Raw genomic sequence first — 13411 nt, 5'->3', positions numbered from 1 at the left:
CGACCAAAGGGGGGCGACACCGCCCCCCCACCACTCCTCCGGAGGCAAAAGTGCAGCCAATCCTCATCCGTCTTGCCTCGATTCTGGGGGCTCTTTCGACGCTTGCCCTTTGGATCGCGGGCTTCGCCATGGTCGCGATGACCCTGATCGTCGGTGCGCAGGTCTTTGTCCGCTATGCGCTGAACTCTTCCCTGGTCTGGAGCGAGCCTGTCTCTGTCCTGCTGATGGGCTGGTTCATCTTTCTTGGCAGCGCGGTGGGCACGCGGGAAGGCTTTCACCTGAGCTTCGATCTTATCGGCCATCTGGCCTCGCCCCGGATCCGGGCCGGAATGGAAACGCTATCGGATATGATCGTCTTTGCGTTCGGGGCCGCCATGGCCTTTTACAGCTTTCAGCTTGGGGCCGCCGCCTGGGGTTCACGGATGCCCGCTATCGGCCTGCCGGACGGGATCAGCATGGTTCCGGTCGTCCTTGGAGGTGCCATGGTCGCCCTCTTTTCGCTGGAACGCCTTTTGCGACGCTTCGCGGGCTTGGAAACCGCCAGCACCTCTGTCGCCCATCAGAAAATCAGCGAGGTCTGACCCATGGAAATGTGGATACTCTTCGGGTCTTTCACCCTTTTGCTTCTGATCGGCACGCCTGTCGCCTATTGCCTTGGCGCGGCCTCGCTTTTGACCGTCCTTTACATGGAACTGCCGCCGATCATCGTGTTTCAGCGCATGAATTCAGGTGTCAGCGTCTTTTCCCTGATGGCGATTCCGCTGTTCATCTATGCTGGTGACCTGATGGTGAGGGGCGGCATCGCCACCCGGATCGTTGCCTTTGCCGGGTCCATGATTGGCCATGTCAGGGGTGGCCTTGGTCAGGTGAACATCGCGGCCTCTACCCTGTTTGGCGGCATCTCCGGCTCTGCGGTGGCCGAGGCCGCCGCCGTGGGCGGCATCATGATCCCGCAGATGAAGGCGCGCGGCTATGATGCCGACTATGCGGTAAACATCACGGCCATGGCCTCGCTTATCGCGATCCTGATCCCGCCGTCGCACAACCTGATCATCTATTCGATCTCGGCCGGTGGCTCGATCTCTATTGCCGATCTCTTCACTGCCGGGATTGTACCGGGCTTCCTGCTGGCAGCCTCTTTGATGGTTGCAGCCTATTTCGTTGCCCGCAGCCGCGGCTACCCGACCGAGGCGTTTCCCGGCTGGGCCATGGTCGCCCACCTTGGGGCTGTGGCGATCCCCGGAATCCTTCTGATCGCGATCATCTTCGGCGGTGTCCGCTCGGGCATCTTCACCGCGACCGAAAGCTCTTGTGTCGCGGTGCTGTACGCGCTGGTGATCACCTATTTCGTCTATCGCGAGCTTGATTGGAAAGCCTTCCTCGCCGCCACTGCCGGGGCAGTGCGGACAACCGCGATGGTCCTTTTGATCATCGGCACCGCCAGCGCGTTTTCATGGCTTATGGCTTTCCATCAGGTCCCGGCCGCGCTGATCGACTGGATGAAGACGATCTCGGACAACCCGATCATCATCCTGCTGATCATCAACGTGATCCTGCTGCTGCTGGGCACATTCATGGACATGGGGCCGACGATCATCATCACCACCCCGATCTTCCTGCCCATTGCCGAGGCTTATGGAATCGACCCGGTCCAGTTCGGTATCATCATGATCCTGAACTGCGGCATCGGACTGAACACGCCCCCGGTTGGCGCGGTCCAGTTCGTCGCATGTGCGGTCGGCAAGATCAGCGTGGCGGAATCGATGCGCACGATCTGGCCCTTCTACGGCGCAGGCTTCGCGGTGCTGATGCTGGTGACGTATGTCCCTGCCGTCTCGCTCTGGTTGCCATCGCTCTTTCACTAGGTGACGCAATGCCCCCCAAGACATATCCAACCGTCGCCACGGGCCCCGGCGTGACACGTCAGGTGCTGGCCGACCACCCCGACCTGATGATCGTTGCCTTCCGCTTCATGGAAGGGGCAGAAGGCGCGTTGCACAATCACCCGCATGTGCAGGCGACCTTTGTCCAATCCGGACGCTTCGCCTTTAGCGTGGGCGGTCAGGACCGTGAGGTCGGCCCCGGCGACAGCCTTATAGTCCCCAGCGGTGCGACCCATGGCTGCCGCTGCCTTGAATCCGGGGTGCTGATCGACAGCTTTGCCCCCCGCCGCGACGACTTCCTTTGAAAGGCCCTGTCATGCTGAGCATCGAGACCCGCCCCGCCATTTCCCCGACTGAAGCCAAAGGCATGGACACAACGGCCCTGCGTGGCGCCTTCCTTGGGCAGGGTCTTTTTGCCGATGGCGAAATCCGTCTGATCTATAGCCACTATGACCGCATGATGACCGGCGGTGCGGTTCCGGCGGGCGGTAGCCTGACGCTGGACCACGTCAAGGAATGCGGCACCGCCTCGATCCTTGACCGCAGAGAGATGGGCGTCGTGAACGTGGGTGGTTCCGGCACAGTGACCGCTGCAGGCGAGACCTATGCGATGGAAAAGGGGGACGTTCTGTATCTTGGCCGGGGGCTTGGACCTGTTGTCTTTGCGGGGCAGGGGAGGTTCTACCTTACCTCTGCCCCCGCCCATGCCAGACTTCCCGCCCGGCTGATCCGTCTTGGCGATGCGAAAAGCTTCACCACTGGCGCGGCAGAGACGGCGAACCACCGGACGATCTATCAGTTCATCCACCCCGAAGTGATGGAAAGCTGCCAGCTGGTTCTGGGCTATACCAAGTTCCACGGCGGTTCTGTCTGGAACACCATGCCCGCCCACCTGCACGACCGCAGGATGGAGGCCTATTTCTATTTTGACCTCGCCCCCGACGCCCGTGTTTTCCACATGATGGGCGAACCTTCAGAGACACGCCACCTTGTCGTCGCCAATGAACAAGCCGTGCTGTCACCGCCGTGGTCGATCCACTGCGGCGCTGGCACCGGCAGCTATACCTTTGTCTGGGCGATGGCCGGAGACAACGTCGATTACAAGGACGTGGAGATGGTCGGGATGGGGGACCTTCGGTGAACCCGTTCTCGCTTGCAGGTCGACACGCGCTTGTGACCGGGGCCAATACCGGCATTGGCCAAGCCATCGCGGTTGCTTTGGCACAGGCGGGCGCAAGGGTGACCGTCGCCGCCCGCCGAGACTGCGACGAGACGCTGGCGTTGATACCCGGCGCGCAGGCGATCCATCTTGATTTCGCCGACCCGTTGGCCGCCCGTGATACTTTCGCGGGCCATGACTATGACATCCTGATCAACAACGCTGGCACCATTCGCCGCGCCGACAGCCTTGAGTTCAGTGAGGAAGACTGGGACGCGGTGATGGACGTCAACCTCAAATCCGTCTTCTTCACGGCCCAGGCCTTTGCCCGCGCCCTTGCGGCCCGCAAGTCGCCGGGCGCGATCGTCAACATCGCGTCGCTTCTGTCATTTCAGGGCGGCATCCGCGTGCCGTCCTATACGGCCGCGAAGCACGGTGTCGCGGGGTTGACCAAGCTTCTTGCCAACGAATGGGCGGTGCTTGGCATCAACGTCAACGCCATCGCACCGGGCTATATCGAGACGAACAACACCGAGGCGCTTCGCAACGACCCCGACCGAAGCGAAGCGATCCTTGCCCGTATCCCGGCCGGGCGCTGGGGCCGCCCGGATGATATCGCAGGAACGGCCGTCTTCCTTGCCTCTCCTGCTGCCGCCTATATCCATGGCGCGATTCTGAACGTGGATGGAGGCTGGCTTGCCCGCTGACCTGTTTCGGACTCGTCCCGCCCCAAGAACCGGGATCGTCCACCTTGGCTTGGGTGCCTTTTTTCGCGCGCATGGGGCGGTTTACGTTCAGGACGCGATGGCCAGATCGGGCGGGGACTGGGGCATCCTTGGCGTTTCGCTGAAGCGCCCGGATATCCGCGACGCCTTGGAGCCTCAGGATGGCCTTTACCACGCGCTTGAGCTTGGTCCCGAAGGCCAGACGGTGCAGACTGTCACCAGTGTCACGGGCGTCTTGGTTGCGCCCGAAGATCCCATCGCTGTCCTTGACGCAATGGCGGATCCGGCGGTCAGGATCGTTTCGCTGACGGTCACCGAAAAGGGCTATTGCCACGAGCCTGCCACCGGCAGGCTTAACCTCGATCACCCCGATATCGCCTACGATCTGACCCATGCTTTGCCACGGTCCGCCATCGGATTTCTTGTGCGCGCGCTTGACCTTCGCCGCGAACTTGGCATTCGGCCTTTCTCGGTGCTGACCTGTGACAATCTGCCGTCGAACGGTGCGCTCTTGCGCGGCCTTGCGCTGGACTTTGCCCGAAACATTGACCCTTCATTGGCAGAGTGGATCGAAACCGAATGTCGGTTTCCTTCGACCATGGTCGATCGCATCGTTCCTGCTACCACGCCGGACACCATCGCCACTGTCGCACGCCTGACCGGAAAGGCTGACGCCGCCCCAGTGCAGCATGAACCCTTTCGGCAGTGGGTGATCGAGGATGATTTTGTCGACAACCAACGCCCGGATCTTGCCGCTGTCGGCGTTGAGCTTGTGCCTGACGTAAGCCCCTATGAACACATGAAGCTGCGGATGCTGAACGGCACGCATTCGTCGCTGGCGTATCTTGGCTATCTTGCCGGTCACGAGACAATCGCCGAGACGATGGCCGATCCGGTCTTTGCCCGCTTTGCCCGCAGCCTTTGGCGGAACGAGATTATTCCGGCCCTTACCCCGCCACCGGGGGCTGACCTGACTGCCTATGCCGAACGTTTGTTCGGGCGGTACCAAAACCCCGGCATCCGCCACCGGACCTGGCAGATCGCGATGGATGGCAGCCAGAAACTGCCGCAGCGCCTTCTTTCGACCCTGGCCGACAACCTGGCGGCTGGCCGGGATAGCCCCGGCCTTCTTCTCGCTGTCGCGGCGTGGATGCGTTATGTCGGTGGCGTCGACGAGAAGGGCCAGCCAATCGACGTGCGCGACCCCTTTGCCACCCGGCTTCGCGCCGCTTCGGACAGCCAAGAGACGCCGGAAGGCAAGGTCGCGGCATTGCTGGCCTTTCACGAAATCTTCCCGCCCGATCTTGCCCGCGCGATAGAGCCGGGCCTGACGTCCGCCTACATCCTCTTGCAGCAAAAGGGCGCAGGCTGCGCCGTGGAGGCCCTGTTATGATCGAAAGCTGGCGCTGGTTTGGGCCATACGACAAGATCACCCTGCCCGAGATTGCCCAGACCGGGGCCAGCGGCATCGTCACAGCCCTGCACGAGATCCCTTATGGCGAGGTCTGGCCCACCGACCTGATCGCCACGCGCAAGGCTGAGATCGAAGCGGCGGGCTTTGAATGGGTCGTTGTCGAAAGTCTGCCGCTACATGAACGCATCAAGCACGGTGAAGGCGACCTGAGCCAGCTGTTCGCCAACTATCGACAAAGCATGGCAAACCTTGCGGCGAATGGCATCCGGACGATCTGCTATAACTTCATGCCGCTGATCGACTGGACCCGCACCGACCTTGCCGCGCCTGTCGCGCGCGGCGGAACCTGTCTGCGCTTTTCTGCCCCGAAGATGGCGGCGTTTGAAATCCACATGCTGGGGCGTCATGCGGCTGAAGACGATTACTCGGAACAGGTCCGCAAGGATGGCGCGGTCTGGTTCCAGCGCTCCTCTGAAGCGGATCGGGAGATTCTTCTTCACTCCATCATGTCCGGTTTGCCGGGCGCCTATGACCGCTATGACATTGCAGGATTGAAGTCGGCCTTGCAGGGCTATGACGGCATCAGTCGCAGTGACCTGCGCGCGAACTATCGCCGCTTCCTTGAAGAGGTGATCCCGACGGCCGAAGAGCTTGGCATGCGGCTTTGCGTCCATCCGGACGACCCGCCGCGTGATCTTTTGGGTTTGCCGCGCATCGTGTCCGATGTTGAGGGTATTGCCTTTGCGCTGAACGCGGTGCCGGCTCGCGCAAATGGGCTTACGCTCTGCGCCGGGTCTTTAGGCGCGAACCCGGCCAATGACGTGCCTGCCATCGCCCGGCAGTTTGCCGATCGCATCCACTTTGCCCATCTGCGGAACGTCCGCAAAGATCCCGATGGCAGCTTTGAAGAGGCGGCGCATCTTGAGGGCGACACGGACATGGTTGCCCTGATTGACGCATTGCTGACCGAAGAACGCCGCCGCATCGCAGAGGGACGCGAGGACGCGGTTTTTCCCTATCGTCCTGACCATGGGCACGAACTTCTGACGGATATCGGCCGCGGCACCCATCCCGGCTATTCCCTTATCGGCCGTATGCGGGGCCTTGCCGAATTGCGCGGCGTGGCCACGGCACTCGCCCGGCCAAACCAAGCGGGCAGATAGCACCCTCAAGCGCTGTGTTGACCGATAGCGGGTCCTAAGCCGGGCCGCACCGCCATGGCGCGAAGAACCATGCGCTGAACGTCCCACGATTGCACTTAGGCGCGGGCTGTGCCCCATCGGATCAGGCTGTGAGATGAAGTGGTGCCCGGAGCCGGAATCGAACCAGCGACACGCGGATTTTCAATCCGCTGCTCTACCAACTGAGCTATCCGGGCACCGTTGTCGAAGGGGCGCTGCCCTTCGGGTGGCGGGGTGATACGTCAGGCGGGCGGGGCTGTCCAGTGGGTATCGGCAGAAAATTCGCAGCCTTGCCGTGCCGGGGTGGGGGCCTTAGTTCGGGCGTTCGGGCGGGGTGTCGGAGTCGGGCAGGTCACCGTCTTCCATCGGCTCGGCCGGGATGGCGTAGCTGCCGGTCAGCCAGCGGCCAAGGTCCACATCTGCACAGCGGCGCGAGCAGAAGGGGCGGTATTTCGCATCGGTTTCCTTGTTGCAGATCGGGCAGGTCATGGCACCACGCCGTGTAGCAATTCCGCAAGCGGGAGGCGGTCGCGCTTGCGCGTCATCTCGTAGAGGCCGAGTGCTGTCCAGCCAGCGAGATGCGTCTCGGCCCCTTCGGCGCGGAAGGCGGCTTTCATCACCTGATCCAGCGTGCCGCGGTCCTTTTTCGGGACTGGCGCGAAATCGACGACCACCTGCCCGCCAAGCCCGCGCAGGCGCAACTGGCGCGGCAGGTCGCGCGTGGCGGCCACATTGGCCTTGAGCGCGGCGGCGGGCGATGTGTCCGCCCCCGTATTCACATCCACCGCGACCAGCGCGCGGGTGGGTTCCACCATCATATGTCCGCCACCCGGCAGATCGATGCGCGGCGATTGCAGCGCGGTGATCATTTCCCAGACGCCGTGATCATCAAACCCGCCTTCGACCACCTCATCCGGCGCAGGTTCGGCCCAGTCGCGCCAGGCCGCCTCATGCGCGCCCGGGCCGTCCACCAGCAGTTCCGGCCCGCCCGACAGATCGGCCACCACGGCAGCGGCCATGTCCTTCATCGCGAGGATGTCTTCGGCCACCGCCGCCTCATCCTCGCCTTCGGCAGCAGAGCGCAGGATAAGCCCGTGATCCGCTGCCGCGCCTGCCATCGCGTCTTCGGCGAGTTGTTGCAACCCGGCGCGGGTGTCTTCGTCGCGGATGCGGCGCGAGATGTTGATGCCCGGCGCCCCCGGCGTGATGATGGCCCAGCGGGATTTGAACAGGAGCCGCGTGGTGACCGGCACGGCCTTGCCGGGTTCGGTCGGCCCGGAGACCTGCACGATGATCCGTTGCCCGGGTGCGAGACCGGAGACCTGCCGCAGGAAGCCGGTGCCTTCAGGCAGTTTGACGAACATGCCGCCCTGGCCCTTCATCGGGCGGTCGGCCACAGCACGGTAGATCGCGCCGGGCAGGACCACGTCCTCGGGCGGGTCGATCAGCAGGTCTTCCAACTGCCCGTCGACGATCAGCGCGGCCGCGTCGCGGCCATCCACCTGATCCAGACAGACCACACGCCCTTTCATCCCTGCCTCCATACCGGATAACCCGCAGCCGCCAGAAGCGCCGCCGTCTCCGCCAGTGGCAGGCCGACAATGCCGGTGAAACTGCCTGAAATCCACGGGATGAAGGCCCCCGCCGCGCCCTGGATGGCATAGCCGCCGGCCTTGCCTTCCCATTCGCCGCCCGCCAGATAGGCGTTCAGCTCTGCATCCGAGAGCCGCTTCATCTTGACCGCGCTTACGCTTTCGCGAGTCCAGTACCGGTCGCCCCGGCGCACGGCCACAGCGGTGATAACCTCATGCCGCCGCCCACCGAGTGCCAGCAGGAAGGCCGCTGCTTCGCCTGCATCGGCAGGCTTGCCGAGGATGCGGCGGCCCAAGGCCACGGTGGTATCGGCGCAGAGGACGATGTCCTCTGGCCCCGCCGTCACCGCCGCCGCCTTTTCGCGCGCCAGCCGTGCCGCATAGGGGCGGGGCAATTCGCCCCGTGCCGGGTCTTCGTTGATGTCGGGGGGAAGGATGGCATCGGGCACGACGCCGATCTGCGCCAGAAGTTCCTTCCGGCGCGGGCTGCCCGATCCGAGGATCAGCTTCACTTGAAGCGATAGTTGATGCGGCCTTTCGACAGGTCGTAAGGCGTCATTTCCACCTGAACCTTGTCGCCCGCCAGAACGCGGATCCGGTTCTTGCGCATTTTTCCTGCCATCACGGCGATCAGTTCATGGCCGTTATCCAGCTCGACCCTGAATGTCGCGTTCGGCAGGAGTTCCTTCACGACACCCGGGAATTCGAGGATATCTTCCTTGGCCATGTTCACTCCAAATAGGTTTACGGCCCGCAAGCATGGCTCGCGGGCTTCGGGCATGGGTAATGCGCCTGTCGGGGCGGATTTTCAAGGGGCAAATGCAACGCGCATGGCCCGATCAGACAAGAAGGAAGTCATCCTGCAAGAGGTCGAGGCGGTTCACGCCCATGACGATCAGCAAGTCCCCATCGCCGAAGTCGAACAGTACATGATCCGCACGCTCGCGCCCCAGCCTGCGCAGGTCTGCCCATCCTGCCCCGGCCCCCAGAAGATCGGCCTCGATGCGCAGGGTGTCGATGTTGTCTTCGAAGGCGGCGACTGTGTCGCGCCCGGCGACGTAGATGAAGCTGTCGGCGCCGTTCCCGCCGGTGAGCCGGTCATTGCCCAGCCCGCCATCGAGCGTGTCATTGGCGGTGCCGCCGAACAGCACGTCATTCCCGGCCCCGCCACTGAGGACGTCCGCACCGCCATCGCCGAGCAGGCGGTCGTTGTTGTCGCCGCCAAAAAGCTGGTCGCGCCCAAATCCGCCGGTCAGCGTGTCATTGCCCGCCGCACCGAACAACCGGTCATTGCCGTTGTTGCCGGACAGGATGTTTGCGGCGGTGTTGCCGACCACCCGGTCATTGCCGGAGCCGGCTTCGAAATTCTCGATCACCACGCCGCGGGCGATGGTCATGTTGCCGATGCCGCCCATGACATCAGACCGACCGGTGGCCACCAGCGTGACGTTCTGATTTGTCGTGTCACCGCGCATCCGGATCGTGTCGATCCCGCCTTCATCCCAGATGGTAAAGGCCAGATCGGACATGCCGCGAACGCCTTCGAAGATGTCGTTGAAGAACTGGCCCAGCGCGTTGGTCAGCGTGGTGCCTTCGCCCCAGACGGTGTTGCCCGCCGTTGCCCCGCCGCGTGCTGCGCCATAGAGGTTTTGGATCGCGACGATATCCGCGGGCATCGCTGTCATCAGTGCTGCATAGCTGCCCGGGTCGTTCGTGTTCTGATCCTGATTGAAATAGGACATGATCGACATGGACCAGCTGTCATTGCGGAAATCCGTGTCAAAGCGGTAGATCGCCGCGCCGTTATAGGCCCCCTGGTGGCCCAAGCCGAGGGCATGACCGATTTCATGCACATAGGTCTGATAGCTGTAGCTGTCATAGCTTGTGCCGTAGCGCGCCAGCCAGTCGGTACTGACATTGATCTGGGCGCTGGTGATGGTGGTACCGGTTACAGAATTGCTGGCAAAGGCGCCTGGACGGGCATCGTCGAAGGTGAGGTCCGCCTGACCCGATGACGCGGCCTGAAACTGCAGATTGGCCACCATTGCCCAGGCTTCCATGGCCCAAAGCGCCAGTTGACGGCCTTCTGCCGTAAGGCCCGTGATGTTATAGGTAATCACGTTGGAGGCAGAGGTATCAAAGCTCTGACGGCCTGAACCGCGCCACTCCCAGTAGCCATCGGTCAGGAAATTCGCCAATTGATCCAGCGTCCCGTTTGGGGGCAGGGGGGGTGCCGCAATCTCTGTGATCGCCATGCGGTATGTGCCGGCAAAGCCGTCGTTGTAGCTTCCGGCGGACAGGAAAAAGGTTCCGCTGACGGATGGCGAAAAGGTCACCCGCGAGTTTAGACCCACGGCATCGTCGTTGAGGGCCACCACATTGCCGGACGCATCCAGCACGCGCAGGAAAGTATCTGCAACCGGAGAGGCCCCGCTACCGGAAAGATCGATCTGATAGACCTGCCCGGCTACCAGCGTCACCGCGACAAGATCCCTGTCGCCCGGGGTCAGGCTGCCCAGAAACTCATCGCCGACCGACATGGTCGTTGTCGGTACGGCCGGCACGGTATTCGGGGCATCGCCGGTTTCTAGGACCGTGGCCAATACGGTGATTGTCGGGTTCGAAAAACCACAGCCTGTTTCGATCACGGCTGCAAAGCACATTGTACACATGGGTCACTCATCAACAAACTGAACGGCTTAGAGAGAACTGAAACGGCGCTTGCCTGTCAGGGGGGCGGCGTTGCCTGCAAGAGATCGGCCGCCAGACGGGCGGGCCAATCGGGCAGCAACGGGCCATCCATGGCGATGACCTGCACCAGCGGGCCCGCTTCACCCTGCCAGCGCAGGCGTGCGGCCACGAGCCCGGCCTCTGCGGCCGTCACCTCCAGCGTCAGGCCATCCAAGGGCAGGGCACGATCGTGCAGCGCGTCGGCCAGCGCCTGACACAGCGTCGCGGCGGCGGCAGGCTCTGCCCCTTCGGCATGTTCACAGTTGAGGCCGGATGCCCCGGCCATGCTGGCGCAGAGGCTGACCATGGCGGCTGCGCCCATTTTGCGGCCAAGTTTGCCGCCGGGGTTTGGGGAAAAGATCCGCCGGTCTGTCACATCTGCACCCTTACAACGATTAGACCCGGCCACCTTGCGAGGGGACGGGCATCATTCGGGGCAGGCTAACAGGACGCGCATAAAAATCAATCATGGGTTGACAATTGCGCGCAAATGGCGCGGTCAAGCCCGGGCGAGGCGATCCTTCTGTTCGTCCCAATGCAGGTGGTTCAGCACACCGCCGTTGCGGCGCACTTCATGCACGGCGGCGAGGTCAACCTCTGCCACGGCCCAGCCGGGGGTGTTCAGCGCGGTTTCGGTGAAGATGCCGGTGGGCGGGAAGCTCCGGTCGGGCGGGCCGTAGATGGCGGCTGCGCCCACGTTTTCATCCACCGCCGGGCACCAGGCGGCCAATCCTACAGTGGGGGAATGGACGGTGATGCACTGGTTTTCCAGTGCGCGAGCCATGGCACCCACCCGCACGCGGGTAAAGCCTGCCAGCGTATCGGTGCAGGAGGGCACGAGGATCACCTCGGCCCCGGCTTCGGCCAGACGCCGCGCCAGCAGGGGAAATTCGCTGTCGTAACAGATCAGAATGCCGATGCGGCCAAGGGCGGTGTCGAACACCGGCAGCCCATGGCCGGGTTCTACGAACCATGTCTCACGCTCGAACCGGGTCATGATCTGCTTGTCTTGATGGCCGGCAACCCCACCCGGCGCATAAAGCGTTGCGCGGTTCACCGGGCGCGCGCCGTTGGACGGGAAGACGGGGCCTGAGGCGCCGAGGATATGCACCCCATGTTCCGCCGCCAGCCGCAGATGCAGCGCATCCACCGCGTCGCGCCACCGGGCGACCTCGACCAGCGCGCGCTCCAGATCGGCGGCGACCTCGGCCCCACCCAGTGAGGCCAGTTCCATGGCCCCGTATTCCGGGAACACAAGAAGATCGGCCCCCAGAGCTGCGGCATCCGCCACCCAGCGCGTCAGCTTTGCCTCATAGCCGGCAAAGTCTGCGTGGAAGTCGAGCGGATAGGCGGCGGCGGCTATTTTCATCGGGCGGGCCCTTCTGGCGGCAAGCGGATCAGCGGCCTTTGTGGCAGCCTTCGGCAGGCGGGAAAACCCGTTTCGCCGGGATGGGACGCTTGTCCGGCCTGAGATGCGCTTCTCGGGTGCCTGCGCAAAGCAAAAGGGCCGGGGCGGGGGCATTACGCCCCGGTCCCGGCCCCTGCCGTCTTGGTGACGGTAAGCGCCTGCAGTCTTTTGCGGCGTCCGTCTTACGGGCAGCGCGCCACGTAGCGGCGGCCGTTGGCATCCTGATAGACACAGTCGTTCGGCGTGTTGGCGCGACCGATCAGGTTGCCAGCAACGCCGCCGACGGCAGCGCCGATGATTGCGCCTTCGACGCGGTCATCGGAATCTGACACCGCAGCGCCCAGCAAGGCGCCTGTTGCCGCGCCGCCCAAAGTCGCCTGGTCCGCAGGAACGCAGGCCGCTGTGCCCAGCGCCAGGATCGCAAACAGGATGGTGTGTTTCATGGAAATCTCTCCAGTGATGTTCTTCATCGGACAAAACGCCCCAGTCGCCCATCGGTTCCATGGCGGGCCCGGAATAGTGATGCGACAGGGTTTGTGACAGGCTCCGGATCGCCACGGGTCAGGTATACGCCCCCGGAATTGCGGGTGGCAACGCAGGCGGGGCGTGTTGCGCCAAAGCTTGCCTATCGGTGCCCCATGGATATTGGCCATGCAGGCCGAATAAGGTGCACTGTCGGTTGCGCGCGGCTGTCCTGGGGGCGTCTGCGGTGCAACCGGGCAGAGGCCTGCCATTGGTGCAGATGAGGTGGAAGTGGAAGTGGGACATGTAATGGACAGCAAAGATTTCGACCTGCGCGTTTACTATGAGGACACCGACCTTGCCGGGATCGTCTATTACGCGAATTACCTGCGGTTCATCGAACGGGCGCGGACGGAATGGGTGCGCGGGCTGGGTGTGGATCAGGGGGCGTTGAAGCGGGATGAGGGCATCGTCTTTGCCGTGCGGCGGGTGGAGGCGGATTATCTGAAGCCTGCGCGGTTCGACGATCTGCTGACGGTCAAGACGCGTCTGCTGGAACTGGGCGGCGCGCGGATCGAGCTGGAGCAAGAGGTGTTGCGCGCAGGCGAGCGGCTGTTTGCAGCGCGGGTGGTGCTGGTCTGCATGTCCGAGGCGGGCGGGGCGGTACGCATTCCGCCTGTGGTGCGGGCAAAACTGTCGCCGCCGCGGCATTGAATCGCCGCTTATGCCGCGCCGCAGCGGCAGGTTGCCGCCAAAGGCCGCCCTGTCGCGCAGATGTGTTGGCAATCCGGTTTGAATGCGGGTAGAATCACCGCTAATGGGCTGCGACAAGGATGGCCCGGCAACAAGAGCAGGCG

16 protein-coding genes and 1 tRNA gene are annotated in these 13411 nt (G+C 63.4%); 8 read left to right on the top strand and 9 right to left on the bottom strand.

The window, feature by feature from the left end; all coding sequences use genetic code 11:
• Positions 1–50 precede the first annotated feature (50 nt).
• Genes RSE12_18365 through uxuA form a run of 7 tightly spaced genes read left to right on the top strand, consistent with a single transcriptional unit; the run spans position 51 to position 6344 of the window.
• The gene (locus tag RSE12_18365) at positions 51–581 is read left to right on the top strand and encodes a TRAP transporter small permease (GenBank protein WRH62307.1); all 531 of its coding nucleotides are present in this window, start codon (positions 51–53) and stop codon (positions 579–581) included.
• Positions 582–584: 3 nt separating this feature from the next.
• Positions 585–1865, top strand: coding sequence for a TRAP transporter large permease (locus tag RSE12_18360; GenBank protein WRH62306.1), 1281 nt, complete (start codon positions 585–587; stop codon positions 1863–1865).
• 8 nt (positions 1866–1873) lie between these two features.
• Entirely contained in the window at positions 1874–2188 is a 315-nt protein-coding gene (locus tag RSE12_18355; GenBank protein WRH62305.1) for a cupin domain-containing protein, read from the top strand.
• An 11-nt stretch (positions 2189–2199) separates the two neighbouring features.
• Complete coding sequence (gene kduI / locus RSE12_18350; GenBank protein ID WRH62304.1) at positions 2200–3024, top strand: 5-dehydro-4-deoxy-D-glucuronate isomerase; 825 nt, start codon at positions 2200–2202, stop codon at positions 3022–3024.
• Complete coding sequence (kduD, locus tag RSE12_18345) at positions 3021–3749, top strand: 2-dehydro-3-deoxy-D-gluconate 5-dehydrogenase KduD (GenBank protein WRH62303.1); 729 nt, start codon at positions 3021–3023, stop codon at positions 3747–3749. Before kduI ends, kduD begins: the two co-directional genes overlap by 4 nt.
• Positions 3727–5160, top strand: coding sequence for a mannitol dehydrogenase family protein (locus RSE12_18340; protein WRH62302.1), 1434 nt, complete (start codon positions 3727–3729; stop codon positions 5158–5160). Before kduD ends, RSE12_18340 begins: the two co-directional genes overlap by 23 nt.
• Positions 5157–6344 carry a mannonate dehydratase gene (uxuA, locus tag RSE12_18335; GenBank protein WRH62301.1) on the top strand — a complete coding sequence of 396 codons (1188 nt, stop codon included), beginning with the start codon at positions 5157–5159 and terminating at the stop codon, positions 6342–6344. Before RSE12_18340 ends, uxuA begins: the two co-directional genes overlap by 4 nt.
• A gap of 139 nt (positions 6345–6483) precedes the next feature.
• Here the strand turns inward: uxuA and RSE12_18330 are convergent.
• The 9 genes from RSE12_18330 to RSE12_18290 form a co-directional block, all read right to left on the bottom strand.
• Positions 6484–6559: transfer RNA gene (locus RSE12_18330), tRNA-Phe, on the bottom strand.
• A gap of 115 nt (positions 6560–6674) precedes the next feature.
• On the bottom strand, positions 6675–6851 hold the full coding sequence (gene yacG / locus RSE12_18325) for a DNA gyrase inhibitor YacG (protein ID WRH62300.1): 177 nt from the start codon (positions 6849–6851) through the stop codon (positions 6675–6677).
• A complete protein-coding gene (locus tag RSE12_18320) occupies positions 6848–7894 on the bottom strand; it encodes a ribonuclease E/G (GenBank protein ID WRH62299.1) in 1047 nt (348 codons plus the stop codon). Before RSE12_18320 ends, yacG begins: the two co-directional genes overlap by 4 nt.
• On the bottom strand, positions 7891–8466 hold the full coding sequence (locus tag RSE12_18315) for a Maf family protein (protein ID WRH62298.1): 576 nt from the start codon (positions 8464–8466) through the stop codon (positions 7891–7893). Before RSE12_18315 ends, RSE12_18320 begins: the two co-directional genes overlap by 4 nt.
• Positions 8463–8681 carry a translation initiation factor IF-1 gene (gene infA, locus RSE12_18310; GenBank protein ID WRH62297.1) on the bottom strand — a complete coding sequence of 73 codons (219 nt, stop codon included), beginning with the start codon at positions 8679–8681 and terminating at the stop codon, positions 8463–8465. The genes RSE12_18315 and infA overlap by 4 nt, the downstream gene beginning before the upstream one ends.
• Positions 8682–8793: 112 nt before the next feature.
• On the bottom strand, positions 8794–10617 hold the full coding sequence (locus tag RSE12_18305) for a M10 family metallopeptidase C-terminal domain-containing protein (protein ID WRH62296.1): 1824 nt from the start codon (positions 10615–10617) through the stop codon (positions 8794–8796).
• Between the two features lie 65 nt (positions 10618–10682).
• On the bottom strand, positions 10683–11006 hold the full coding sequence (locus RSE12_18300) for a hypothetical protein (protein ID WRH62295.1): 324 nt from the start codon (positions 11004–11006) through the stop codon (positions 10683–10685).
• A 177-nt stretch (positions 11007–11183) separates the two neighbouring features.
• Entirely contained in the window at positions 11184–12053 is an 870-nt protein-coding gene (locus tag RSE12_18295) for a carbon-nitrogen hydrolase family protein (GenBank protein WRH62294.1), read from the bottom strand.
• Positions 12054–12274: 221 nt separating this feature from the next.
• Complete coding sequence (locus tag RSE12_18290; protein ID WRH62293.1) at positions 12275–12535, bottom strand: glycine zipper domain-containing protein; 261 nt, start codon at positions 12533–12535, stop codon at positions 12275–12277.
• Between the two features lie 328 nt (positions 12536–12863).
• On the opposite strand from RSE12_18290, the gene ybgC reads away from it, so the two are divergent.
• On the top strand, positions 12864–13268 hold the full coding sequence (gene ybgC / locus RSE12_18285; protein WRH62292.1) for a tol-pal system-associated acyl-CoA thioesterase: 405 nt from the start codon (positions 12864–12866) through the stop codon (positions 13266–13268).
• The last annotated feature ends 143 nt before the right edge of the window (positions 13269–13411 follow it).

This window comes from Fuscovulum sp. (assembly GCA_035192965.1).
Classification (GTDB): Bacteria; Pseudomonadota; Alphaproteobacteria; order Rhodobacterales; family Rhodobacteraceae; genus Paragemmobacter.
Note: the sequence above shows the minus strand (reverse complement) of the source record. Positions and strands in the feature narration are given on the sequence as shown.